This is a genomic window from Microbacterium sp. NPDC055502 (assembly GCF_053643635.1).
The window spans coordinates 1,019,916-1,042,655 of record NZ_JBSHKJ010000001.1; the positions used below are offsets into that span (position 1 = coordinate 1,019,916).

Annotated in this window: 18 protein-coding genes; 12 read left to right on the forward strand and 6 right to left on the reverse strand. The window is 71.7% G+C overall.

Annotation, left to right across the window (positions count from 1 at the left end; all coding sequences use genetic code 11):
* Nucleotides 1-25: 25 nt before the first annotated feature.
* The 5 genes from ACWH95_RS05120 to ACWH95_RS05140 all read right to left on the reverse strand — a co-directional run bounded on the left by ACWH95_RS05120 (nucleotide 26) and on the right by ACWH95_RS05140 (nucleotide 5,321).
* On the reverse strand, nucleotides 26-412 hold the full coding sequence (locus ACWH95_RS05120) for a DUF779 domain-containing protein (protein ID WP_454120310.1): 387 nt from the start codon (nucleotides 410-412) through the stop codon (nucleotides 26-28).
* A gap of 114 nt (nucleotides 413-526) precedes the next feature.
* Nucleotides 527-2,077: an acetaldehyde dehydrogenase ExaC gene (gene exaC, locus ACWH95_RS05125; protein WP_206252179.1), complete on the reverse strand. Its 1,551-nt coding sequence runs from the start codon at nucleotides 2,075-2,077 to the stop codon at nucleotides 527-529.
* A 109-nt stretch (nucleotides 2,078-2,186) separates the two neighbouring features.
* Nucleotides 2,187-3,299 (reverse strand): epoxide hydrolase family protein, encoded by a 1,113-nt coding sequence (locus ACWH95_RS05130; RefSeq protein ID WP_378822219.1) that lies wholly within the window; start codon nucleotides 3,297-3,299, stop codon nucleotides 2,187-2,189.
* Nucleotides 3,300-3,308: 9 nt separating this feature from the next.
* Nucleotides 3,309-4,643 (reverse strand): GAF domain-containing protein, encoded by a 1,335-nt coding sequence (locus tag ACWH95_RS05135; RefSeq protein WP_136033832.1) that lies wholly within the window; start codon nucleotides 4,641-4,643, stop codon nucleotides 3,309-3,311.
* A 111-nt stretch (nucleotides 4,644-4,754) separates the two neighbouring features.
* A complete protein-coding gene (locus ACWH95_RS05140; RefSeq protein ID WP_136033830.1) occupies nucleotides 4,755-5,321 on the reverse strand; it encodes a TetR/AcrR family transcriptional regulator in 567 nt (188 codons plus the stop codon).
* A 70-nt stretch (nucleotides 5,322-5,391) separates the two neighbouring features.
* On the opposite strand from ACWH95_RS05140, the gene ACWH95_RS05145 reads away from it, so the two are divergent.
* The 5 genes from ACWH95_RS05145 to treZ all read left to right on the forward strand — a co-directional run bounded on the left by ACWH95_RS05145 (nucleotide 5,392) and on the right by treZ (nucleotide 12,670).
* A complete protein-coding gene (locus tag ACWH95_RS05145) occupies nucleotides 5,392-5,961 on the forward strand; it encodes a dihydrofolate reductase family protein (protein WP_378822220.1) in 570 nt (189 codons plus the stop codon).
* Between the two features lie 119 nt (nucleotides 5,962-6,080).
* Nucleotides 6,081-6,368 carry a hypothetical protein gene (locus ACWH95_RS05150; protein WP_378822221.1) on the forward strand — a complete coding sequence of 96 codons (288 nt, stop codon included), beginning with the start codon at nucleotides 6,081-6,083 and terminating at the stop codon, nucleotides 6,366-6,368.
* A complete protein-coding gene (gene glgX / locus ACWH95_RS05155; RefSeq protein WP_378822222.1) occupies nucleotides 6,365-8,542 on the forward strand; it encodes a glycogen debranching protein GlgX in 2,178 nt (725 codons plus the stop codon). Before ACWH95_RS05150 ends, glgX begins: the two co-directional genes overlap by 4 nt.
* Nucleotides 8,539-10,887: a malto-oligosyltrehalose synthase gene (gene treY / locus ACWH95_RS05160; protein ID WP_378822223.1), complete on the forward strand. Its 2,349-nt coding sequence runs from the start codon at nucleotides 8,539-8,541 to the stop codon at nucleotides 10,885-10,887. The genes glgX and treY overlap by 4 nt, the downstream gene beginning before the upstream one ends.
* A 34-nt stretch (nucleotides 10,888-10,921) precedes the next feature.
* On the forward strand, nucleotides 10,922-12,670 hold the full coding sequence (gene treZ, locus ACWH95_RS05165; RefSeq protein ID WP_378822225.1) for a malto-oligosyltrehalose trehalohydrolase: 1,749 nt from the start codon (nucleotides 10,922-10,924) through the stop codon (nucleotides 12,668-12,670).
* A 22-nt stretch (nucleotides 12,671-12,692) separates the two neighbouring features.
* On the opposite strand, the gene ACWH95_RS05170 is transcribed toward treZ, so the two are convergent.
* Nucleotides 12,693-14,120: a CCA tRNA nucleotidyltransferase gene (locus ACWH95_RS05170; RefSeq protein ID WP_247982465.1), complete on the reverse strand. Its 1,428-nt coding sequence runs from the start codon at nucleotides 14,118-14,120 to the stop codon at nucleotides 12,693-12,695.
* Nucleotides 14,121-14,251: 131 nt separating this feature from the next.
* Between ACWH95_RS05170 and ACWH95_RS05175 the strand changes: the two genes are divergently transcribed.
* The 7 genes from ACWH95_RS05175 to ACWH95_RS05205 all read left to right on the forward strand — a co-directional run bounded on the left by ACWH95_RS05175 (nucleotide 14,252) and on the right by ACWH95_RS05205 (nucleotide 22,739).
* Nucleotides 14,252-16,825: a fibronectin type III domain-containing protein gene (locus ACWH95_RS05175; protein ID WP_378822226.1), complete on the forward strand. Its 2,574-nt coding sequence runs from the start codon at nucleotides 14,252-14,254 to the stop codon at nucleotides 16,823-16,825.
* 107 nt (nucleotides 16,826-16,932) lie between these two features.
* Nucleotides 16,933-17,958, forward strand: coding sequence for an Lrp/AsnC family transcriptional regulator (locus ACWH95_RS05180; protein ID WP_136035212.1), 1,026 nt, complete (start codon nucleotides 16,933-16,935; stop codon nucleotides 17,956-17,958).
* A 115-nt stretch (nucleotides 17,959-18,073) separates the two neighbouring features.
* Nucleotides 18,074-19,564 (forward strand): aldehyde dehydrogenase family protein, encoded by a 1,491-nt coding sequence (locus tag ACWH95_RS05185; RefSeq protein WP_136033798.1) that lies wholly within the window; start codon nucleotides 18,074-18,076, stop codon nucleotides 19,562-19,564.
* Nucleotides 19,561-20,319 carry a gamma-glutamyl-gamma-aminobutyrate hydrolase family protein gene (locus ACWH95_RS05190; RefSeq protein ID WP_378822228.1) on the forward strand — a complete coding sequence of 253 codons (759 nt, stop codon included), beginning with the start codon at nucleotides 19,561-19,563 and terminating at the stop codon, nucleotides 20,317-20,319. Before ACWH95_RS05185 ends, ACWH95_RS05190 begins: the two co-directional genes overlap by 4 nt.
* On the forward strand, nucleotides 20,316-20,783 hold the full coding sequence (locus ACWH95_RS05195) for a DUF3830 family protein (RefSeq protein ID WP_136033794.1): 468 nt from the start codon (nucleotides 20,316-20,318) through the stop codon (nucleotides 20,781-20,783). The genes ACWH95_RS05190 and ACWH95_RS05195 overlap by 4 nt, the downstream gene beginning before the upstream one ends.
* Before the next feature lie 46 nt (nucleotides 20,784-20,829).
* Nucleotides 20,830-21,915, forward strand: coding sequence for an ABC transporter substrate-binding protein (locus tag ACWH95_RS05200; protein ID WP_136045691.1), 1,086 nt, complete (start codon nucleotides 20,830-20,832; stop codon nucleotides 21,913-21,915).
* A complete protein-coding gene (locus ACWH95_RS05205; RefSeq protein WP_136037433.1) occupies nucleotides 21,912-22,739 on the forward strand; it encodes an ABC transporter permease in 828 nt (275 codons plus the stop codon). The genes ACWH95_RS05200 and ACWH95_RS05205 overlap by 4 nt, the downstream gene beginning before the upstream one ends.
* Nucleotide 22,740 lies beyond the last annotated feature (1 nt).

Consider the following 22,740-nt stretch of genomic DNA (forward strand, 5'->3'; position numbering starts at 1 on the left):
CAGTGTACGGCAGATCACCGTACGATCAGGCGAGCCCGAGGGAGAGGAGCTCGGCGGGGTCGAGCATGCGCGAGCGGATGAGGAACCGCAGACCCGTCGGGCCCTCCACGCTGAAGCCGGCGCCGCGGCCGGGGACCACGTCGATCGTGAGGTGCGTGTACTTCCAGTACTCGAATTGCGACGCCGACATGAACACCTCCACGGGCTCGGTCAGCCCCACGTCGAGCCGTCCGAGCAGCACATCGCCCGGACCGGTGAGGAACATCCCCACGGGGTAGCACATGGGCGCGGAGCCGTCGCAGCAGCCGCCCGACTGGTGGAACATGAGCGGACCGTGCTGCGCGGTCAGTTCACGCACGAGTGCGGCCGCGGGCTCCGTCACCGCGACCCGCTCGGGGGTGCTCTCCGTCATGTGCCCGTCCTTCCGTAGTGCCGGTCGTCGAGCGAGACCCCGCCGCTCGCGGGTCGCTCGCTCGACGACCGGAGTATCCCGGGCGGACGCTGCCGCGCCCGCCCGGGAGGCGGATCAGAAGAAGCCCATCGGGCCCTCGGCGTACGACACCAGGAGGTTCTTCGTCTGCTGGTAGTGGTCGAGCATCATCTTGTGGTTCTCCCGGCCGACGCCGGACTGCTTGTACCCGCCGAACGCGGCGTGCGCCGGGTACTGGTGGTACGTGTTCGTCCACACCCGGCCGGCCTCGATCGCCCGGCCGGCGCGGTAGGCCGTGTCGCCGCTGCGGCTCCACACCCCGGCGCCGAGACCGTACAGGGTGTCGTTGGCGATCGAGATCGCGTCGGCGAAGTCGTCGAACGAGGTGACCGACAGCACAGGGCCGAAGATCTCCTCCTGGAAGATGCGCATGTCGTTCGTGCCCTCGAACACGGTCGGCTGCACGTAGAACCCGTCGCTCAGGTCGCCGCCGAGGTCGGCCCGCTCACCGCCCGCGAGCAGTCGCGCCCCGCCCTGCTTCCCGATGTCGATGTAGCTGAGGATCTTCTCCAGCTGGTCGTTCGACGCCTGCGCGCCGATCATCGTCGCCGGGTCGAGCGGGTTGCCCTGCACGACCTTCTTCACCCGCTCCAGCCCGTCGGCGAGGAAGCCGTCGTAGATCGAGCGCTGGATGAGCGCCCGCGACGGGCACGTGCACACCTCGCCCTGGTTCAGCGCGAACATCGTGAAGCCCTCGAGCGCCTTGTCGTAGAACGGGTCGGTCGTGGAGCGCGCGACGTCTTCGAAGAACACGTTCGGGCTCTTGCCTCCCAGTTCCAGCGTCACCGGGATGAGGTTCTGCGACGCGTACTGCATGATCAGCCGCCCGGTCGTGGTCTCGCCCGTGAACGCCACCTTGCGGATGCGCTTGTGCTGCGCGAGCGGCGCCCCGGCCTCGATGCCGAACCCGTTCACGATGTTCACGACGCCGGCCGGGATGAGGTCGCCGATCAGGTCGAACAGGAACAGGATCGAGGCGGGGGTCTGCTCGGCCGGCTTGATGACGATGCAGTTGCCCGCGGCGAGCGCCGGCGCCAGCTTCCACACGGCCATCAGGATCGGGAAGTTCCACGGGATGATCTGTCCGACCACGCCCAGCGGCTCGTGGAAGTGGTACGCGACGGTGTTCTCGTCGAGCTGGCTGATGCCGCCCTCCTGCGCCCGCAGGACCCCGGCGAAGTAGCGGAAGTGGTCGATCGCGAGGGGGATGTCGGCGGCGAGGGTCTCCCGCACGGGCTTGCCGTTCTCCCAGGTCTCGGCGACCGCGATGGCCTCCAGGTGCTGCTCCATCCGGTCGGCGATGCGGTTCAGCAGCACCGAGCGCTCGGCGGGGCTGGTCTTGCCCCAGGTGGCGAACGCCTTCCACGCCACGTCGACCGCGCGGTCGACGTCTTCGCTCGTGCCGCGGCCCACCTCGGTGAAGGGCTTGCCGTTGACCGGGCTGATGTTCTCGAAGTACTGGCCCTTCACGGGCTCGACGAACTCGCCGCCGATGTAGTGCCCGTAGCGGGGGCGATAGGTGGCCACGGCACCGGGCTGCCCCGGAGCGGCGTAGGCGAGGGACACGTCTTCTTCGACGATGGTCATGGGGTCTCCTTCGACGGGTGGGCCGCGGCCTCGATGCTCAGCGGCTGTCTCCGACGGTAGGCGGCTCCCCGTTGCAGCCCCGTGCGCAACGTTGCAGGAGGTTGCAGCCTCAGGGGAGCGCGGCGAGGAAGGCGCGGAACCGCTCGGCCATCGCCCCCGGCACCTCGGCGATCGTGAAGTGGCCGCCGTGCTCGAGCCGCTCGAACACGCGCAGGTCGCGGTAGTAGCCGCGGGCGAGCCCCTCGGGGTAGTCGTGCTCGTGGCGCTGGATGAACACCGCGGCGGGGACCGTGACCGGCGGCATCGGGGCCGGAGTGTCGGCGCCCTCGTAGTACGGCCGGAAGGAGCTCGCGATGCTCTGCGTGACCCAGTAGATCATCGCCTCGGTGAGGATGCGGTCGCGCGAGATCACGGCCTGCACGGCCGCCGGGTCGTCGCCGTCGGTGTCGGCCCACTCGGACAGCTTCTCGGCGATCCACGCGAGCAGCCCCGCCGGGGAGTCGTTGAGCGCCGCGGCCAGGGTGTCGGGCCGCGCCCACTGCACGTGCCCGTACGACCCGTTCGGTCCGTGCTCGGCGTCGAGCCGGGCGAAGAACGCCTGCACCTCCGGGTCGTCGCTGGCCGCCCGCTCCTCCGGCGTGCCGAAGTGCGCATGGGTCGCGACGATGCCCGCCACCCGATCGGGGTATGACACGGCGATCAGATCGCTCACGTTCGCCGAGACGTCTTCGCCGTAGGTGACGTAGGAGTCGTAGCCCAGCACCTCGGTCATCAGCCGGTGCATCGTGGCGGCGAAGCGCCGCTCGTCGGCCGGACCGTCGGCGTAGGGCTGCGAGAACGCGAAACCGGGCAGGCTGGCGACCACCACGTGGACGTCGTCGAGGAGCGCCGCGGCGTCGAGCTGCAGCGCGAACGTGTGCGGCCAGCCGTGCATGAGGAGCAGCGCCGGGGCGTCGGGCCGCTCGGAGCGCAGGTGCGCGAAGTGGATGTCGGTGCCGTCGACCTCGGCGAGGAACTGCGGGAAGCCGTTGAGCCACTCCTCCCGCGCCCGCCAGTCCCACTCCGCCCAGGACTGCACGAGCTCACGCAGCCAGGCCGCGTTCATGCCGGAGCGCATGCGCCGGGGTGAGTCGTCGAGCAGCCGCGCGCGTCGAAGGCGGGCGCGCAGATCGTCGAGCACCTCGTCGGACACGTGCACGCGGAACGGACGGATCTCGGTCATGCCCGGACGCTACGCGGGGCCACCGACAGCGCGTTCGATGCGGGTGACCAGGCCCGCCCGCCGCGGCGAGCGCGCGGGCAGCATCTCCAGCGCGAGCCGCAGCACCTCCGCGTCTTCCCGCCCCTCGGGGATGTCCGCGTACGCGAGCAGCACGTCGAGACTCGCCTCCGACAGCATCGCCTCCCGGAGCGCCGCGCGCACGGTGTCGCGGAACTCCTCCACGCCCGGTGAGGTCGACTCGGGCAGCACGGCGCCGCGGTAGGCGGTGAGCGCGACGCGGTGGGCGCCGCGGTCGAGCAGCGACAGCACGTCGTGGGCGTCGGTCTCGAGCGGCACGGGCAGCCGGTACGGGCGGGACTCGGGCACCAGGTCGGGAGCCGTGCGCTCCAGCACCTTCCGCAGCCGCACCATCTCCGGGCGCAGGGTGTCGGGCGACACGTCGGGCCCGTACACCAGCTCGCACAGCCGTTCGGCGGAGAGCCCCTGCCGGTGCACCGCGAGCATCAGGAGGATGGCGGCGTGCCGCGCGCTCAGCTCGATCACCGCCTCCTCGTGCGCGGACTCCGTTTCCAGCCGCGCGCGGTCGCGGCCGAGCACGTGCAGCCGCGCGCGGGCGGTCGCCGTCGCTCGGGGCTTCGGGGAGGGACGGCTGCGCGGGGATTCGGCGCGCCGCCGCAGCCGGGCCACCATCAGCTCGGACTCGACGGCACGGGCGGTCGCGTCAACGAGCAGCCGGGCCTGCGGGGTGACGACCTCGGCGCCGCCGGTGATGTCGATCACGCCGAGCACCCGCTGGGTCTCCGGGTCGCGCACGGGCGCCGCGCTGCACGACCACGGGTGCACGAGCCGGTTGTAGTGCTCGGCGCCGCGGATCTGCACCGACTGCCCGAGGGCGAGCGCGGTGCCCGGTGCGCTGGTGCCCACGGCGGCCTCCGACCAGTTCGCCCCCGCCACGAAGCCCATGCCGTCGGTGAGCGAGCGCAGCTGCGCGTCGCCCTCGATCCACAGCAGCCGCCCGGCCTGGTCGCCGACGGCGATCACGACCCCGGAGTCCTCCGAGGAGCCCGGCAGCAGCAGGGCACGGATCAGGTCCATCGCGGAGGCGAGCGGATGCGCGAGGCGGTACTCCTCCAGCTCCTCGGCGTGCAGGTCGAGCGGCGGAAGCCCTTCCGGTCCGACGCGACCCCGCCATGACCGCTCCCACGACTCCCGGACGAGCGGGCGCACCTCCTGCAGGCGGCGGTCGTCGAGGTTCCCGGCGATGAGCTCCTCGTGCGCACGCTCGACGAGCAGGCGCGGGGCCTCGGGGAGAGACCCGTGGGTTCCCTGCCACGGTGCAGACACGCGATCTCCTTCGTCGAGAACGGGCGTGCCCTCAGTGTAGGAGCGTTGGACCTGCGGCGGAATATCGCCTCGCGCCCCCGCGGGACTCCTCCCGGGCAGGGGCTCGAAGGCTCAGCGGAGCAGGCCCGCGACCAGGGCGTCGATCACGGCATCGGTCGAGGTGTCAGGGTCGATGGGGGTGGTGAGGCGGTCGAGCAGGAGGCCGTCGATCGCGTAGTGGAACAGGGCGATCTCCGCGCGTCCGCCGGGCAGGCCCGCCGCGGTGTTGAAGGCCACGTCGGCGTCGAAGCCCGCGCGCTGCCACGCGCCGAGCACGGCCGCGAGCTCGGGGCGCCGGGCGCTCTCCAGGCGCAGCTCGAACAGGGCGAGCGTCACGTCGCGGTCGCCGGTGAGCCGACGCACGATGTCGCGCACGTAGTCGGCGAACAGCGCGGGGCCGGGGGTGCCGGCGGCGCGACGCTCCAGATCCTCGGGGGTCGGAGCGAGCCGTTCCCCGATGCGGTCGACGAGTCCTTCGATCAGGGCCTCGCGGCTGCGGAAGTAGTTCGACGTGGTCCCGGTGGGCACCTGCGCCTCGACGTCGACGGCCCGGTGGGTGAGTCCGCGCGAGCCCTCGCGGGCCAGCACCGTCAGCCCGGCGTCGGCGATCACGCGGCGACGCGACTCGTTCTTGACCATGTCTCGACCCTAGCGCAATCACTACGGCTGTTGTAGTCTCAACCGCGACAGATGTAGTGATTGGAGAATCATGCGAGACCTCGTGTACTACGTGGCCGTCACGCTCGACGGCTTCATCGCCGGCCCGGGCGGAGAGTTCGACGCCTTCCTCGTCGAGGGCGACCACATGGACGGCATCAACGCCCGGTTCGCCGACACGATCCCCACGGTCGCCGCCGAGGCGCTGGGCATCGAGCAGCGCAACGACGTGTTCGACACCGTGCTGATGGGCTGGAACACCTATCAGGTGGGCGGCCTGCCGAGCCCGTACCGGCACCTGCGCCAGATCGTGTTCAGCCGCGCGCACACGGCCGAGGCCGAGAACCTGGAGGTGACGGCGGAAGACCCGGTCGAGGTCGTTCGCCGGCTCAAGCAGGAGGACGGCGGTGCGATCTGGCTGTGCGGAGGCGGCGCCCTCGCGGCCACCCTCGCCGACGAGATCGACCGGCTCGTGCTCAAACGCCAGCCGCTCCTCTTCGGCGCGGGCATCCCCCTCTTCGGCGAGCGCCCGTATCGCCCCGAGCGGTTCGACGCCGTGGAGACGACCGCGTACGAGTCCGGCGTCGTGTTCTCCGAGTTCGAGAGACGCCGCGAGAACTGAGCGCCCGGCGGCCCGGAGGGCGGGTCCCATACCCCCTCCGGGCCGCCCTGGCAATGGCGTTCTCCGAATCCGTCCCGCTTCCTATCGTGAGGTCACACCCACGAGTCAGGAGAGACGCCATGAACGTCGAGACCCCCATCCCCACTGGCTCCCCGCAGCGCACGCAGACGCCTCCGTCCGCCGGTGCCGCTGAGCCGTCCTGCGAGCGGATCGACTTCGACAGATATGTCGTCGACCCCGCCTCGCCCGTGGGTTACATTGACGTCGTGCCGCCCCTCTACGTCTGCTACCTCGGTCACCCCTATGCGCGCGCCGTCGAGGTCGCGCAGGTCTACGAGTTCGACCACGCCGTCGGCATCGTCAGCGCCATGGCCGCCGGTTCGCGCCACCACGCCCTCGCCGGATGAGCCGCGAGATCTGGCCGGGCGAGGCCTACCCGCTGGGCGCGACGTTCGACGGACAGGGCACCAACTTCGCCCTCTTCAGCGAGGGCGCGGAGAGCGTGGAGCTCTGCCTGTTCGACGACGACGGCACCGAGACCCGGGTGCCGCTCACCGAGGTCGACGCGTACGTGTGGCACGGCTACCTGCCCACCGTGCAGCCGGGGCAGCTGTACGGGTATCGCGTGCACGGCCCGCACGACCCCGCGCAGGGCCGGCGATTCAACCCGAACAAGCTGCTGCTCGACCCCTACGCCAAGGCCGTCGCCGGCGACATCGACTGGGGGCAGTCGCTGTTCGGCTACGACTTCGGCGACCCCGACTCCCGCAACGACGACGACTCCGCCGCCGCGATGGTCAAGGGCGTCGTGATCAACCCGTTCTTCGAGTGGGCGGGCGACCGTCGCCTCAAGACCCCGTACGCCGAGACCGTGATCTACGAGGCGCACGTGAAGGGCCTCACCCAGCGTCACCCCGAGATCCCGGAGGAGCTGCGCGGCACCTACGCCGGCATCGCCCACCCCGCCGTCGTCGAGCACCTGCAGCGCCTCGGCGTCACCGCGCTGGAGCTCATGCCCGTGCACCAGTTCGTCAACGACTCGGTGCTGCAGGACAAGGGTCTGTCGAACTACTGGGGCTACAACACCCTCGGGTTCTTCGCCCCGCACAACGCCTATTCGGCGACCGGTCAGCACGGCCAGCAGGTGCAGGAGTTCCGCGCCATGGTGCGCACCCTGCACGAGGCCGGCATCGAGGTCATCCTCGACGTGGTCTACAACCACACCGCCGAGGGCAACCACCTCGGGCCCACCCTCTCGATGCGCGGGATCGACAACGAGGCGTACTACCGCCTGGAAGAGGACCGCCGCTACTACACCGACTACACCGGCACCGGGAACAGCCTCAACGCCGGCAACCCGCACGCCCTGCAGCTGCTCATGGACTCGCTGCGCTACTGGGTCACGGAGATGCACGTCGACGGGTTCCGCTTCGACCTCGCCTCCACGCTCGCCCGCGAGTTCTACGACGTCGACCGCCTCGCCGCGTTCTTCGAGCTCGTGCAGCAGGATCCGGTGGTGTCGCAGGTCAAGCTGATCGCCGAGCCGTGGGACGTGGGGCCCGGCGGCTATCAGGTGGGCAACTTCCCGCCGCAGTGGTCGGAGTGGAACGGCAAGTACCGCGACACCGTGCGCGACTTCTGGCGCGGCGAACCGCAGGCGCTGGGCGAGTTCGCGGCCCGCCTCACCGGCTCGGCCGACCTGTACGAGCACTCCGGACGGCGGCCGGTCGCGTCGATCAACTTCGTCACCGCGCACGACGGCTTCACGCTGCGCGACCTCGTGTCGTACAACGACAAGCACAACGAGGACAACGGCGAGGACAACAACGACGGCGAATCGCACAACCGCTCCGACAACAACGGCGTCGAGGGCCCGACCGACGACGTCGAGGTGAACCGGCGGCGAGCGCGCCAGCAGCGCAACTTCCTCGCCACGCTGCTGCTGTCGCAGGGCGTGCCGATGATCTCGCACGGCGACGAGCTGGGGCGCACGCAGCACGGCAACAACAACGGCTACGCGCAGGACAACGAGCTCACCTGGATCGACTGGGACGCCGCCGACCTGCCGCTCGTGGAGTTCACCGCCGCGGTCGCACGACTCCGGCGCGAGCACCCGACCTTCCGCCGCAGCCGCTTCTTCGACGGGCGACCGGCGAGCGCGGACGACGGCGAGCGGATCCCGGATGTCGTCTGGCTGCGGCCCGATGGCGGCCCGATGGCACCGGAGGACTGGGACTCGGGCTTCGGACGCTCGGTGGGGATGTTCCTCAACGGCCGCGGCATCCGCGAGAACGACCGCCGCGGCCGCCCGGTGGAGGACGTGAACTTCCTGGTGTACTTCAACAGCGGAGACGAACCCGTCGAGCTGGTGCTGCCCGACGAACGCCACGGCCGCGAGTGGTCGGTGGCCGTCGACACCGCCGGCGACATCGACGACACCCGTCCGCTCGATGCCCGCGCCACGATCCCGCTGGAGGGCAAGGCCATGATCGTGCTGCGCGAGATCGACGGCGAACCCCTCGCGACCGACGACTCCGTGGACGCCTCGCTCCGCTCGCAGAGCGAGCAGGCCGACGCATGACCCGACGGCCACTGTCGACGTACCGCCTGCAGATCAGCCGGGACCTCCCGCTCGACGCGGCGGCCGAGCTCGCGCCGTACCTCGCCGACCTCGGGGCCTCGTGGGTGTACGTCTCGCCGCTGCTCGCGGCCGTGCACGGCTCCACCCACGGGTACGACGTGGTCGACCACACCCGCGTGGACGCGGACCGCGGCGGCGAGGCCGGTCTCGAGCGCTTCGCCGCGGCCGCGCACGACGCGGGGCTGGGCATGCTGGTCGACATCGTGCCCAACCACGTGGGCGTCGCGGTGCCGCGACAGAACCCGTGGTGGTGGGAGGTGCTGCGGCTCGGGCGGCAGACCAGGCGCGCGGCGGCCTTCGACATCGACTGGGCGGCCGGCGGCGGACGGATCCTGCTGCCGCTGCTCGGCTCCGCGCCCGACGAGGCCCGCGCGAACGGCGAGCTCGTGGTCGACGCGACCCCGGCCGCCGACGCCCCCGACGGCGTGCTGCGCTACTTCGAGCACGAGCTGCCCCTCGCCCCCGGCACCGCCGCGCTCGCGGACGACCTGCCGCGACTGCTCGCCGCCCAGCACTACGAGCTGCGGTACTGGGAGGACCAGAACACCGACCTCACCTACCGGCGCTTCTTCGCGGTGTCCGAGCTCGCCGGGGTGCGCGTGGAACTGCCGGACGTGTTCGCCGACTCGCACCGCGAGATCCTGCGCTGGCTGCGCGAGGGCCTCGCGGACGGGCTCCGCGTCGACCACCCGGACGGCCTGGTCGACCCGGGCGGCTACCTGGAGCAGCTGGCCGACGCGACCGGTCGCGCGTACACCCTCGTGGAGAAGATCCTGGAGCCGGGCGAGGCGCTGCCGGCCTGGTGGCGCACGGACGGCACCACGGGATACGACGCGCTGGCCGAGCTGGACCGGCTGTTCGTCGACCGCGACGGCGTGGCCGCACTCGACCGCCTGGACGCACGACTGCGCGCCGAGACGGGGCTTCTGCCCGCACTGGCATGGCCCGACCTGATCCACGACACGAAGCGGATGATCGCGGACACCCTGCTGGTCGCGGAGGTGCGGCGCCTCGTGCGCACCCTGCCGCGCGGCATCGTGCACGCCGACGACGCCCTCGCCGAGCTGGTCGCGTGCTTCCCGGTGTACCGCGCCTATCTGCCCGAGGGCAGCGAGCACCTGCGCGCGGCGTTCGCGGAGGCGCGGCGGCGGCGCCCCGACCTCGACGCGGCGTTCACCGAGCTCGAACCCCTGCTGAGGGACACGTCGCTGGAGGTCGCGCAGCGGTTCCCCCAGGTGACCGGCGCTGTCATGGCGAAGGGCGTGGAGGACACCGCGTTCTACCGGTACACGCGGCTGGGCACGCTCACGGAGGTCGGGGCCGACCCGTCGATCCCCGCGGTCACGGTCGAGGAGTTCCACGAGGCGCAGCGGGCCCGGCTCGCCGCCTGGCCGTACTCGATGACCACGCTCTCCACGCACGACACCAAGCGCTCGGAAGACGTCCGGGCGCGGCTCGCGGTGCTGTCCGAGGTCCCGGAGCGATGGGCCGAGGTGCTGGAGGAGCTGCGGGCCGTGGCGACCACGGGCCACGGTCCGCTCGACGCCCTGCTGTGGCAGGCCGCGGTCGGCGCGTGGCCGATCCCGTCCGAGCGTCTGCTGGCGTACGCCACCAAGGCCGCGCGCGAGGCGGCGGAGCGCACCACCTGGCAGCGCCCCGACGCCGCGTTCGAGGAGGGTCTCGCGGCCGTCGCCCAGGCCGTCGAGGGCGACGCCGCCCCGATCCTCGACCGCTTCGTCGCGGAGATCGCGGGCCACGGCCGCTCGAACTCGCTCGCCGCCAAGCTGCTGCAGCTCACCGGCCCCGGCGTGCCCGACGTGTATCAGGGCTCCGAGCTGTGGGACCTGTCGCTGGTCGACCCCGACAACCGTCGTCCGGTCGACTTCGCGCTGCGGGCGCGGATGCTGAGGGAGCTGGATGCCGAGGTCGCCCGCGGCATCCTCCCGCCGATCGACGACTCCGGCGCCGCGAAGCTCCTGGTCACCTCCCGGGCGCTGCGCCTGCGCCGCGACAACCCGGAGCTGTTCCGCTTCTACCGCCCGGCCGTGGTCGAGGGGGCGGCCGCTGCGCATGCCGTCGCGGTGCACCGCGGCGGGGCGACCGCGATCGCGACGCGGTTGCCCGTGGGCCTCGCCCGGCGCGGCGGCTGGGGCGACACCGTGATGATGCGGCCGGACATCCCCGGGACCGACCTGCTGACGGGGCGCCGCATCGCCCCGGGCCCCGTGCGGTTGGCCGAGCTGCTGGACACGTATCCCGTGGCGCTGATCGAGCTCGCGCGGTGAGGGGGACACGCACGGTGAGGGGAGCACGGTCGTGATGGAGGTGTGGGCTCCGCGGGCACGGCGGATGCGGCTGCGGCGGCTCGCGGCCGACGGCACCGCGACCGACACGGAGCTCACGGCTGCGGCCGACGGCTGGTGGCGGGGCGACGGCATCCTGGCGGACGGCGAGCGCTACGGCTTCCTGATCGACGACGACGAGCACCTGCGCCCCGACCCCCGGTCGCGGCGGCAGCCGGACGGCGTGCACGAGGCCTCGGCCGCGTTCGACCCCGCCGCGTTCGCGTGGACCGACAGCGACTGGACCGGGAGGCAGCTCGCAGGCGGGCTGATCTACGAGCTGCACCTGGGCACGTTCACACCCGAGGGCACGCTCGACGCGGCGGTCGCCCGGCTGGACCATCTGGTCGAGCTCGGCGTGACCCACGTCGAGCTGCTGCCCGTGAACGCCGTCAACGGACGGTGGAACTGGGGCTACGACGGCGTGCTCTGGTTCGCGGTGCACGAGGAGTACGGCGGCCCGGCGGCGTATCAGCGCTTCGTGGACGCCGCGCACGCCCGGGGCCTCGCCGTGGTGCAGGACGTCGTGTACAACCACCTCGGCCCGAGCGGCAACTACCTGCCCCTGTTCGGTCCGTACCTGCGCGAGGGCGACAGCACCACGTGGGGCGACTCGGTCGACCTCGACGAGCCGGCCGTGCGGGCGTACATCATCGACAACGCCCTGATGTGGCTGCGCGACTTCCACGTCGACGGCCTGCGGCTCGACGCCGTGCACGCCCTGCACGACACCCGGCCCGTGCATCTGCTGCGCGAGCTGTCGGAGCGGGTCGACGCGCTGTCGGCGCAGCAGAACCGTCCGCTCACGCTGATCGCCGAGTCCGACCTCAACGACCCGACGCTGATCCTGCCGCGCGAGGCCGGAGGGTACGGGCTCACGGCGCAGTGGTCGGACGACTGGCACCACGCGGTGCACGTCGCGCTCACCGGCGAGACCACGGGCTACTACGAGGACTTCGCATCGCCGGAGGCCGTGGCGAAGGTCACCGACCGGGGCTTCTTCCACGACGGCACGTTCTCCACGTTCCGCGACCGCCCGCACGGAGCACCGATCCCGCCCGAGGTCCCGTCGTGGCGGCTGGTGACCTTCGCGCAGGATCACGACCAGGTCGGGAACAGGGCGGCGGGCGACCGGCTCTCCGCCACGCTCTCGCCCGATCGCCTCGCGGTCGCCGCGGTGCTCACGCTCACGGCCCCGGGCACGCCCATGCTGTTCATGGGCGAGGAGTGGGGGGCGACCACGCCCTGGCAGTTCTTCACCTCGCACCCGGAGCCGGAGCTGGGCCGCGCGGTCGCGGAGGGCCGCACGGCCGAGTTCGCGCGCATGGGGTGGGATCCGGCGGCGGTGCCCGACCCGCAGGACCCCGGCACCTTCGCCCGCTCGCACCTGGACTGGGCGGAGGTCGAGCGACCGGAGCACACGCGACTGCTGCGCCTGTACCGCGACCTCGCGCGACTGCGCCGGGAGCGGCCGGAGCTGACGGAGCCCGACACGACGCACGCGAGGGTCGAGGTGCGCGCCACCGACGGCCGCCCGGAGCATCGCGTGTACCGCATCGACCGGGGGGCGCTGTCGGTGCTGGTGAACCTCTCCCCCGCCCGGGCGGTCTTCGCGGTCGCGGACGAGGCGGTGGAGCTCGTGTCGACCGGAGCCCACACGCGCGCGGACGGCCTGCTCACGCTGCCGCCGGACAGCGCCGCGGTCGTGGGTCCGCCGTTGCACTGAGCCCCGCACGGGGAGGGGGCGGTCAGCCGCGGGCGGCCCACCATTCGCGCAGGCGCTGCTCGGCGACCTCCGGCCCGAGCACGCCCTCGTCGAGGCGCAGGTCGAGCAGGAACTTGTACGCCTCGCCCACCTCGCGGCCCGGGCGGATGCCCAGCACCTGCTGGATGCGGTTGCCGTCGAGCTCCGGGCGGATCGCGTCGAGCTCCTCCTGCTCGCGCAGCGCCGAGATGCGCGACTCGATGTCGTCGTAGGCCGCGGAGAGCCGGGCGGCTTTGCGCTTGTTGCGCGTGGTCACGTCGGCCCTGGTGAGGATGTGGAGGCGCTCCAGCAGGTCGCCCGCGTCGCGCACGTACCGGCGCACGGCCGCGTCCGTCCAGGTGCCCTCCGCGTAGCCGAAGAACCGCAGGTGCAGCTCGATCAGGGCGGCGACGGCGTCGGTCGTGGCGGTGTCGAAGCGCAGGGCCTGCAGGCGCTTGCGGGCCATGCGCGCGCCGACCACGTCGTGGTGGTGGAAGGTCACGGCCCCGCCCGGTTCGAGCTTGCGGGTGCGCGGCTTGCCGATGTCGTGCAGGAGGGCGGCGATGCGCAGCGGCACGTCGGGCGCGGCGCCGGGGTGCCGGGAGTGCTCCAGCGCGATCGCCTGGCGCAGCACCGTGAGCGAGTGCTCGTACACGTCCTTGTGGTGGTGGTGCTCGTCGACCTCGAGGCGCAGCTCGCTGACCTCGGGCAGGAACTCCTCGATGAGGCCGGTGTCGACCAGCACGCGGATGCCGCGCACCGGGTCGTCGGTCTGCATCAGCCGCACGAGCTCGGACTGGATGCGCTCGGGGCTGACGATCGCCAGGGTCTCGCGGAGCTCGGTGATCGCGGCGGCGGTGTCGTCGTCGACGCGGAAGCCGAGCTGGGCGCTGAAGCGGGCGGCCCGCAGCATGCGCAACGGGTCGTCGCCGAACGACACCCGCGGATCGGCGGGCGTGCGGAGGACCCCGGCCACCAGATCCTCCACGCCTCCGGTCGGGTCGATCAGCTTCACCGCCGGCACCTGGAGGGCCATCGCATTCACGGTGAAGTCGCGCCGCACGAGGTCGCCGTCGATCGTGTCGCCGAACTCGACCGTGGGCTTGCGGGTGACCCCGTCGTAGCTGTCGGCGCGGTACGTCGTGATCTCGACCTGCTCGCCCCGCACGCGCGCGCCGATCGTTCCGAACGCTCGACCGATGTCCCAGTGCGCCGAGGCCACGGGCTTCACGATCGCGAGGATCTGGTCGGGCGAGGCGTTCGTGGTGAAGTCGAGGTCGTGCGTCTCCCGGCCGAGCAGGGCGTCGCGCACCGGTCCGCCCACGACGGCGAGCTCGAACCCGGCCTCGGCGAACGCCTGCGCGAGGGTGCGGACGACGGGATTCTCGGCGAGCGCGCCGAGACGGGCGAGGCCGTCGGCCATGTTGAGCATGGGTTCCAGCGTACCGGGGCGCCCGCGTTCACCTCCCCGTCGTCTCGGCGTCAGGTGACGGTCATCCGGCTTCGATGGGCTGGGCGGGCCCCGTGCGGCTGAGCACGGAACCCCACCCACGAAGGACTGACATGACCTCCCCCACCCCTGCGGTGCGGTGGCGGCGTCGCGGACTCACGTCCGTCGCGCTGCTCGCCGTGCTCGGCGGCGCCGTCGTCGCTCCCGCGGCCCTCGCCGCACCCGACCCCGAGGTGCCCACCGGCTCGCTCATCACCGGCGACACCGCCTGGCACTATCTCGACGACGGCACCGACCCGTCGCCCGCCCCGGCCGCCCTGCGCGACTGGACCCTGCCCGCCTTCGACGACAGCGCCTGGAAGACCGCTCCGGGCAGCTTCGGCGCGAAGAACGGCAAGCTCGGCGCTGTCGGGCCGCAGACGCCGAAGACGCTCCTGAACCACTACCTCGACGGGGTGAAGGCGCCCACGGTCCCGACGTACTTCTTCCGCACCACGTTCGAGCTCGAGGCCGGCGTCGCCGAGCAGGTCGCAGCCCTGCAGAGCACCGTCACCTACGACGACGCGCTCGTCGTGTGGATCAACGGCACGGAGGTCGCGCGCTACGTCGACGGCCGCATCACCGACACCACCAACGTCGAGTACGCGGGCGACTCCAACGGCGACCCGCTCACCAGCACGTTCAGCGCCGAGGGCGCACTGCTGCACGACGGCACCAACACCATCGCGGTGTCGCTGTTCCAGGACCGCGCCACCAGCTCCGACATCTACTTCGACATGTCGTCGCTCACGCTCGTGCCCGCGTCCGACCCCGGTACCCCGGTGATCGCCCCGCCCACGCGCGTGATCCTCACCCCGACCGAGCGGCCCGAGGTGTCGCAGTCGTTCTCGTGGCTCGCGGGCGACGCCTCGCACACGGTCGGACAGGTCGAGATCGGCGCGGCGGCCGGCGGTGAGACGCGCGTCGTCGACGCGTACGACGCGGGGGTCGTGAACGGCAACCCGAACAAGCACTTCTCGGCCACCGTGACCGGACTCACCCCGGCGACGGAGTACCGCTACCGCGTGGGTCTCCCCGGCAGCTGGAGCGACTGGTTCACCTTCCGCACGGCCGACCCGAACGCCACCGACTTCCAGTTCCTGTACTACGGCGACGCCCAGATCGGTCTGGACACCACGTGGCCGAGCGTTGTGAAGCAGGCCGAGGCGAACGCACCGCGCTCGATCGGCTCCGTGCACGCGGGCGACCTGATCAACACGTCGAGCAACGAGAACGAGTGGCTCAACTGGTTCAAGGGCATGGAGGACTCGGCCGTCCGCACCAACGTGATGGCGGCCCCCGGCAACCACGAGTACTCCGGCGACAAGCTGCTCACGGCGTGGAAGGCCGCCTTCGAGTACCCGCACAACAACCCCTCGATGAGCTCGATCGGAGCCCTGGCCGACCTCGCGAAGGGCGACTCCCCCGTGGCGCAGCAGTACCGCGCGTTCTTCGAGCACTGGAGCGCGTTCGCCGCGGAGACCGCGTACTACACCGACTACCAGGGCGTGCGCTTCATCACGCTGAACGCGACGCGCGACACGACCTTCCTCACCCCGGCCGGCCTCCCGTCGTGCTCGGGCGCGGACTGCCCGTCGTCGCAGATCGGCACGCTGTGGACGCGGTTCCAGGCGGCGTGGCTCGACCTGCTGCTGCAGAACAGCCCCTCGAAGTGGAACGTCGTGACCTTCCACCAGCCGGTGTTCTCGGCGTCGGCCGGCCGTGACGAGCCGGTGCTGCGTGCCGAGTGGCTGCCCGTGTTCCAGCGCAACGACATCGACCTGGTGCTGATGGGCCACGACCACACGTACGCCCGCGGCTACGTGAACACCGACGCGACCGACACCCCCGGCCTCACCACGGGACCCGTGTACGTGGTGTCGAACTCGGGCGCGAAGCACTACGACCTGGAGACGCCGGAGAAGAACGTCTGGACCAACAACGGCGCCACCCAGGTGCTGCGCGGCGAGGGCGTGACCACGTACCAGGTGATCGACGTGTCGAAGAACCAGCTCGTGTACCGGTCGTACCTGGCGGAGAAGACGGCGTCCGCGTCGACCGACCTGCCCGTGGGCGCCGTGTACGACACGTTCACGGTGACGAAGTCCGACGCGGGCGAGAAGTGGGTGACCGAGGCCGGGGTCACTCCCCCGGTGACCGAGGAGCCGGAGCCCGAGCAGCCCGCGTCCGTCGAGCTGGGCGCGACCACGGTCGCGGCCGGCGGCACGGTCACGGTCTCGGGCAGCGGCTTCGCGGCGGGTGCCGAGCTGCAGCTGGAGCTCCGCAGCGACCCGGTGTCGCTGGGCACGGTGACGGCCGCGGCCGACGGGTCGTTCTCCCGCACCGTCACGATCCCCGCGGCCACCCCGGCCGGTGCGCACACGCTCGCCGTGATCCTGCCGGACGGCACCGAGGTCACGGCCGCGATCACCGTGACCGCGGCCGCGGGCGGCGGGGCGACCACTCCGGGCCAGGGCGGCTCGGGCGGCGCGAGCGACGGCGATCTCGCGACGACCGGTGCCGACAGCGTGCCGTACATCGTCGCCGCGGTCGTGCTGCTCGCCGCGGGCCTCGGCCTGTTCGCGCTGCGCCGCCGTCGTGCGCTGGCGACGGAGGCCTCGACGGTGGAGTCCGCCGAGGCGGAGTAGCCGCCCGCGTGACCGAGGGCGCCGCCGGGGCTTCGGCTCCGGCGGCGCCTTCGCGCGTCGTGGTCCTGGGATAACCTTCACGTGCCCGAACCCGCGAAGGAGAACCCGTGCCCGCGAACGATGTGATGGCCGACGAGACCGACCGGATCGTGGCCGCGGCCCTACAGGTGAACGGGCGGGCGTCGTGGGGTGAGATCGCGCGCGCCATCGACCTGCCGGAGCGCACGGTCGCCCGCCGTGGACAGCGTCTGCTCGATCGCGGCCTCGTACGGGTCTCCACCTACGTCGACCCGGCGAGGGTGCTGCACGCCCGGGCCGTGCTGTTCCGCATCACGACCGAGCCGCACGCGCTGTGGCACGTCGCCCGCACGCTCGCGCGGCGCACCGACGCCTCCTCGGTGTCGGTCCTGGAGGGCAGCAGCGACATCGCGGGCATGCTGCTCCCCCACGACGACGCGTCGATCCGCGAGCTGCTGTTCACCGATTTCCCGGAGGTCGACGGCATCGCGTCGATCAACGTCACCACGGTGCTGAAGTTCTTCCGCTCGGGGCACGACTGGCGGGTGGGCGTGCTGACCGACGAGCAGGTGCACATGCTCGACGAGTCGTCGGGCTCGGAGGTCGATCCGGCCGATGCGCTGAGCGCCGACGAGGAGGCGCTGATCCGGCTGCTGCTGAAGGACGGGCGGATGCCGGTGGCGCAGCTCGCCCGCGCCCTGGGCCTCAACGTGACCACGACCCGGCGCCGCATGGAGTCGCTGAACCGGCGCGGCCTGATGCATCCGCGCACCGAGATCGTGCCGAGCCTGTTCGGGCTGGGCCTGGAGGCGCTCGTGTGGCTGCGCGTGCCGATGGACCGGCTGGAGAAGGTGGGCACGGCTCTGGCCGCGGCTCCGGAGGTGAAGTTCATCGTGGCGACGACGGGCACCTCGCAGCTGCTCATGAACGTGCTGGTGACCGATGCCGACGCGTTCTACGACTTCCTCACGGGACCGGCGGTCGCGGGGCACGACGGGCTCGAGGTCGTGGAGTCGCTCGTCGTGATCACCCCGGTGCTTCGCGGCTCGCTGATCGTCGACGAGGCGCCCGAGGCGCTGGCGCAGGACATGCCGACGGGAGCCATCCGGCTATAGGCCGATTCTGTTACGGGAGTGTAAAGAAATGGCGAGATCGTTCGCTATAGCTTGACCTAGTGGCGAAATAGGGCGAGTATCCTCTCCAGGGCCATCACCCCTGGAGAGGACGATCGTGTTCACGGCTACTGGAGACGACTGGGCGGACCGCGCGGCGACGCTCACCCTGCGCACCCGCATGTTCATCGACGGCGCGTGGGAGGACGGCACCGCCGAGCCGCTCGCCCCGGTCAGCCCGCGTGACGGTCGCGCCCTGCCGCCCATCGCCGCCGCCTCGGACGCCGACGTCGACCGCGCCGTCCGCTCGGCCCGCGCCGCGTTCGACTCCGGCGTCTGGTCGCGCATCGCCCCCCGCGAGCGCGGGCAGCGCCTGATCGCGTTCGCGCAGCTCATCCACGACAACGCCGAAGAGCTCGCCCTCACCATCTCGCTGGAGATGGGCAAGCCCGTGCGCGAGGCCCTGCAGACCGAACTGCGCGCCGTGGTGAACTGCTTCCGCTGGTACGGCGAGGCCGTCGACAAGGTGCTCGACGAGCTGCCCGTCACCGCGCCGGGCAGCCTCGCCCTCGTCACCCGCGAACCCGCCGGTGTGGTCGCCGCCGTCGTACCGTGGAACTTCCCGCTCACGATGACCGCGTGGAAGCTCGCCCCCGCGCTCGCGGTCGGCAACAGCGTGGTGCTCAAGCCCGCCGAGCACACCACCTTCTCCGCACTCCGCCTCGCCGAGCTCGCGCACGAGGCGGGCATCCCCGCCGGCGTGCTCAACGTCACCCCCGGTGCCGGGCACATCGCCGGCCGGGCCCTCGGCGAGCACCACGACGTCGACGTCGTCACCTTCACCGGCTCCCCCGAGGTCGGCCGCCGGTTCCTCGGCTACGCCGCCGCCTCGAACGGCAAGCGGGTGTGGCCCGAGCTGGGCGGCAAGACCGCGAGCCTCGTGCTCCCCGACGCCGACCTGGAGCGCGCCGTGCGGGCGACCGCCGACGGCTGCTTCTACAACCAGGGCCAGATGTGCACGGCCTCGTCGCGGCTGCTCGTGCCGCGGGCGCAGCGTGACCGCGCCCTGGAGATCGCCGCCGACGTGGCCCGCACCACGCTCCCGGCCGACCCGTTCGACGTGGGCACCTCGATGGGCGCGATCGTCAGCGAGAAGCAGCTCTCCGGCATCGCCGGCTTCGTGGAGCGGGCACAGGCCGAGGGCGGCGAGCTGGCGGCCGGCAGCCCCGAGCGCTTCGCCGCGGTCGACGGCGGCAGCTACTTCGCCCCCGTCGTGCTCGGGGTCACCCCGCAGCACGAGGTCGCACAGCGCGAGGTGTTCGGCCCCGTGCTCTCGGTCATCGCGTACGACGACGTGGAGGAGGCCCTGGCCATCGCCAACGGCACCGAGTACGGGCTCGCCGCCGCGCTGTGGAGCACCGACCTCAACGCCGTGCACACCCTCTCGCGGCGCCTGCGCGCCGGGGTCGTGTGGGTCAACTGCTTCGAGGAGGGCGACATGACCATCCCGTTCGGGGGCGTCAAGGGCTCCGGCTTCGGGCGCGACAAGAGCCTGCACGCGATGGAGAAGTTCACCGACCTCAAGACCACCTGGATCGAGCTGTCGTGACCCGCCCGCTCATCGGCATCACCACGTGGCGCCGCCTCATCGACACCGACCTCGGCACGGGTCGCCCGGCCCACACGCTCGGTGCCGAGTACGCCGCGCCGGTCGAGGCGGCCGGCGGCGCCGTCGTCCTGCTGCCGCCCACCGGCGGGGTGGACGAGGTGCTCGACCGTCTCGACGGGCTGGTGCTCTCCGGCGGGGAAGACGTGCACCCCTCCCGCTACGGCGCCGCCCCGCAGGACGACAAGACGTACGACTCCGCCCGCGACGGCTACGAGATCGCCCTGGCCCTCGGTGCCCGCGACCGCGGCCTCCCCGTGCTCGCGATCTGCCGCGGCCTGCAGGTGAGCACCGTGGCCTTCGGCGGCTCGCTGATCGTCGACATCCCCGCCACCGAGCATCACCATCCGGTGCGCGGCGCCGACGAGCAGCTCTCGGCACGCCACCCCGTCGTGTTCGCCGAGGACAGCCGCCTCGCCGCCCTGTACGGCACGACCGAGCGGACCGTGAACACCATCCACCACCAGTCCGTCGATCGGTCCGCGCCCGGCCTGCGGCCCGTGGCCTGGGCGCCCGACGGCATCGTCGAGGCCGTCGAGACCGACGGCGACTGGCCCTTCTGGGCGGTGCAGTGGCACCCCGAGAAGATGATCGACCCCGATGAGGCCGCCGAGGAGCGCCCGCTGTTCGCGGCGTTCGTCGAGGCCGCCCGTGAACGAGCGGCGGAATCCTCCGCCGCAAAGAAAGGAACCCGATGACCAAGCAGATCTTCCTCGAGTACGAGAACGGCGTCCGCGCCGTCGCCACGCTGTTCGAGGACCTCGCCCCCCGCACGTGCGAGGCGATGTGGGGCGCGCTGGAGAAGCCGGTCACCATGCAGACCATGCACGCGATGTACGCCGGGCCCGAGGTCATGATGGGACTGCCCGAGGAGGCGCAGAACTTCGACCCGGAGGCCGTGCCCGCCGAGAACCAGCAGGTCGTGCCCGCACCCGGTGATCTGCAGTGGTACTGGCAGCGCCCGATGCAGATGGGCGGACTGCCGTTCGAGTGGTATGAGATCGGCGTCTTCTACGATCGTGGTGCCCGTATTCTCGGCCCGCTCGGATGGACACCCGTCAACATCTGGGCCGGCATCACCGAAGGACTCGCGGAGTTCGCTCAGGAGAGCGCCGCGATCCGCATCGACGGAGCGAAGCAGCTCACCCTCGGACGCCTCTAGGCGTCACCCCTCCCCCCGTGCTGGACCCATCCCGAAGGAGCAGTGCATGAACACCCGCAGAATCCTCACCGCCGGAGCGCTCGTCGCCACCGGCGCCCTCGTCCTCGCCGGCTGTGCCGCCGGTGACGACGAGTCCTCCGCGTCCGGCGGCGAGAAGGAGTTCGCCGGCGAGACCCTGGTCGTCACGTCGTTCGGCGGCGACTGGGAGAAGGCCTTCATCGAGGCCGTCGTCGACCCGTTCGAAGAGGAGACGGGCGCGAAGGTCGAGCTGATCACCCTGTACAGCGCCGACGCGCTCGCGCAGGTCACCGCCCAGAAGGCGAGCCCGCAGATCGACGTCGTGCACTTCTCCGGCGGCCAGGAGTTCACCGCCGCCGAGCAGGGCCTCATCGCGCCGATCGCCGCCGACGACCTGTCGGAGTCCGGCGACCTGATCGACATCGCGACCGCCGGTCTCGAGCGCGGCGAGGGCCCCGTCATCCAGCTCGCCCCGATCGGCCTGGTCTACAACACCGAGGCGGACGCTCCGGCGCCCACCTCGTGGGAGGACCTGTTCGACGACGCGTACGCCGGTCACATCGCGCTGACCGACTTCTCGAACACGTACGGCGTGCTGTCGATGCTGCGGGTGGCCGACACCCTCGGCGGCGGCATCGACGACCCGTCCGAGGCGATCTCGGAGCTCGGGGCCCTGGCCTCGTCGGGCGACGCGATCGTGGTGCCGACCTCGCCCGACCTGCAGACCGCGTTCGCCCAGCGCGACACCTGGCTCGCCCCGTACGCCATGGACTACGCGGGCACGCTGCAGGACGCGGGTCTCCCGGTGGAGTTCATCGTGCCCGAGGAGGGTGCGACGGCGTCGCTCATCACCGCGAACGTGGTCGAGGGTCGCGACAACCCCGACCTGGCGAAGCTGTTCATCGACTTCGAGCTGCGCCCGGAGGCGCAGGCCGTCTTCGCGGAGAACATGCGCTACTCCCCGGTCAACACCAAGGCCGAGCTGTCGGACGAGGCGGCCGAGTCCGTGCTGACCGGCGACGAGCTCGACGACGTCGTCGTCTACGCGCCCGGCGACATCGCCGCGTCGCGTCAGGCGTGGACCGACGAGTGGAATGCGCTGATCACCAAATGAGCGTCCGAACCCGTAGGGAGCCCTGGCTCCTGCTCCTGCCGGCGATCGTGCTGCTCGCGCTCGCCTTCCTCACCCCGGTGGCCGGCATGCTTCTCATGAGCGTGCAATCGCCGGCAGGCGGGTTCACCCTCGACAACTTCACCCGCTTGTTCGCGAGCGAATATCACCTCCAGGCGGCGCTGCGTTCGCTCCGCCTGGGGGTGATCCAGACGGTGATCACGCTGGTCATCGCCATCCCGCTGTCGTACATCATGGCCAGGGCCGGCTCGAAGGTGCGCTCGTTCCTGCTGATCGTGGTGATCCTGCCGCTGATGACCAGCGTCGTGGTGCGCACGTTCGGCTGGGTGGTGCTGATGGGTCCGTCGGGCCTGATGATGCAGATCCCCGGCGCGGAGCTCCTCGTCGGCGGCACCCAGGGCTTCCTCGGCACCGAGACGGGCGTGGTGATCGCGATGGTGCAGGTGCTCCTGCCGTTCGCGGTGCTCAGCATCCTCGGCGTGATCTCCGGCATCAGGCCGCAGCTGGAAGAGGCGTCGCGCACGCTCGGCGCCGGCTTCTGGCGCACGCTGCGCCACGTGGTGCTGCCGCTGTCGGTGCCGGGCATCGTCGCGGGCGCCTCGCTGGTGTTCGTGCTGTCGGTGAGCTCGTTCATCACCCCCCGCTTCATCGGCGGCTCGCAGATCCCCGTGTTCGCGCAGACCATCTACGTCGACGCGACCACCAACCTCGACTGGGCGTTCGCGGCGGCGCAGGCCGTGCTGCTGTTCGCGGGCGTCATGCTCGTGCTCGCGGCCACGTCCCGGCTCGGGAAGCAGAAGGTGTGAC

Excerpts from the sequence above, each read along its gene's own strand:
- exaC (WP_206252179.1), bottom strand. The coding sequence starts at position 2,077 with ATGACCATCGTCGAAGAAGACGTGTCCCTCGCCTACGCCGCTCCGGGG.
- treY (WP_378822223.1), top strand. The coding sequence starts at position 8,539 with ATGACCCGACGGCCACTGTCGACGTACCGCCTGCAGATCAGCCGGGAC.
- ACWH95_RS05150 (WP_378822221.1), top strand. The coding sequence starts at position 6,081 with ATGAACGTCGAGACCCCCATCCCCACTGGCTCCCCGCAGCGCACGCAG.
- ACWH95_RS05145 (WP_378822220.1), top strand. The coding sequence starts at position 5,392 with ATGCGAGACCTCGTGTACTACGTGGCCGTCACGCTCGACGGCTTCATC.
- ACWH95_RS05170 (WP_247982465.1), bottom strand. The coding sequence starts at position 14,120 with ATGCTCAACATGGCCGACGGCCTCGCCCGTCTCGGCGCGCTCGCCGAG.
- ACWH95_RS05120 (WP_454120310.1), bottom strand. The coding sequence starts at position 412 with ATGACGGAGAGCACCCCCGAGCGGGTCGCGGTGACGGAGCCCGCGGCC.
- treZ (WP_378822225.1), top strand. The coding sequence starts at position 10,922 with ATGGAGGTGTGGGCTCCGCGGGCACGGCGGATGCGGCTGCGGCGGCTC.
- ACWH95_RS05195 (WP_136033794.1), top strand. The coding sequence starts at position 20,316 with ATGACCAAGCAGATCTTCCTCGAGTACGAGAACGGCGTCCGCGCCGTC.
- ACWH95_RS05130 (WP_378822219.1), bottom strand. The coding sequence starts at position 3,299 with ATGACCGAGATCCGTCCGTTCCGCGTGCACGTGTCCGACGAGGTGCTC.
- ACWH95_RS05205 (WP_136037433.1), top strand. The coding sequence starts at position 21,912 with ATGAGCGTCCGAACCCGTAGGGAGCCCTGGCTCCTGCTCCTGCCGGCG.
- ACWH95_RS05140 (WP_136033830.1), bottom strand. The coding sequence starts at position 5,321 with ATGGTCAAGAACGAGTCGCGTCGCCGCGTGATCGCCGACGCCGGGCTG.
- glgX (WP_378822222.1), top strand. The coding sequence starts at position 6,365 with ATGAGCCGCGAGATCTGGCCGGGCGAGGCCTACCCGCTGGGCGCGACG.
- ACWH95_RS05200 (WP_136045691.1), top strand. The coding sequence starts at position 20,830 with ATGAACACCCGCAGAATCCTCACCGCCGGAGCGCTCGTCGCCACCGGC.
- ACWH95_RS05175 (WP_378822226.1), top strand. The coding sequence starts at position 14,252 with ATGACCTCCCCCACCCCTGCGGTGCGGTGGCGGCGTCGCGGACTCACG.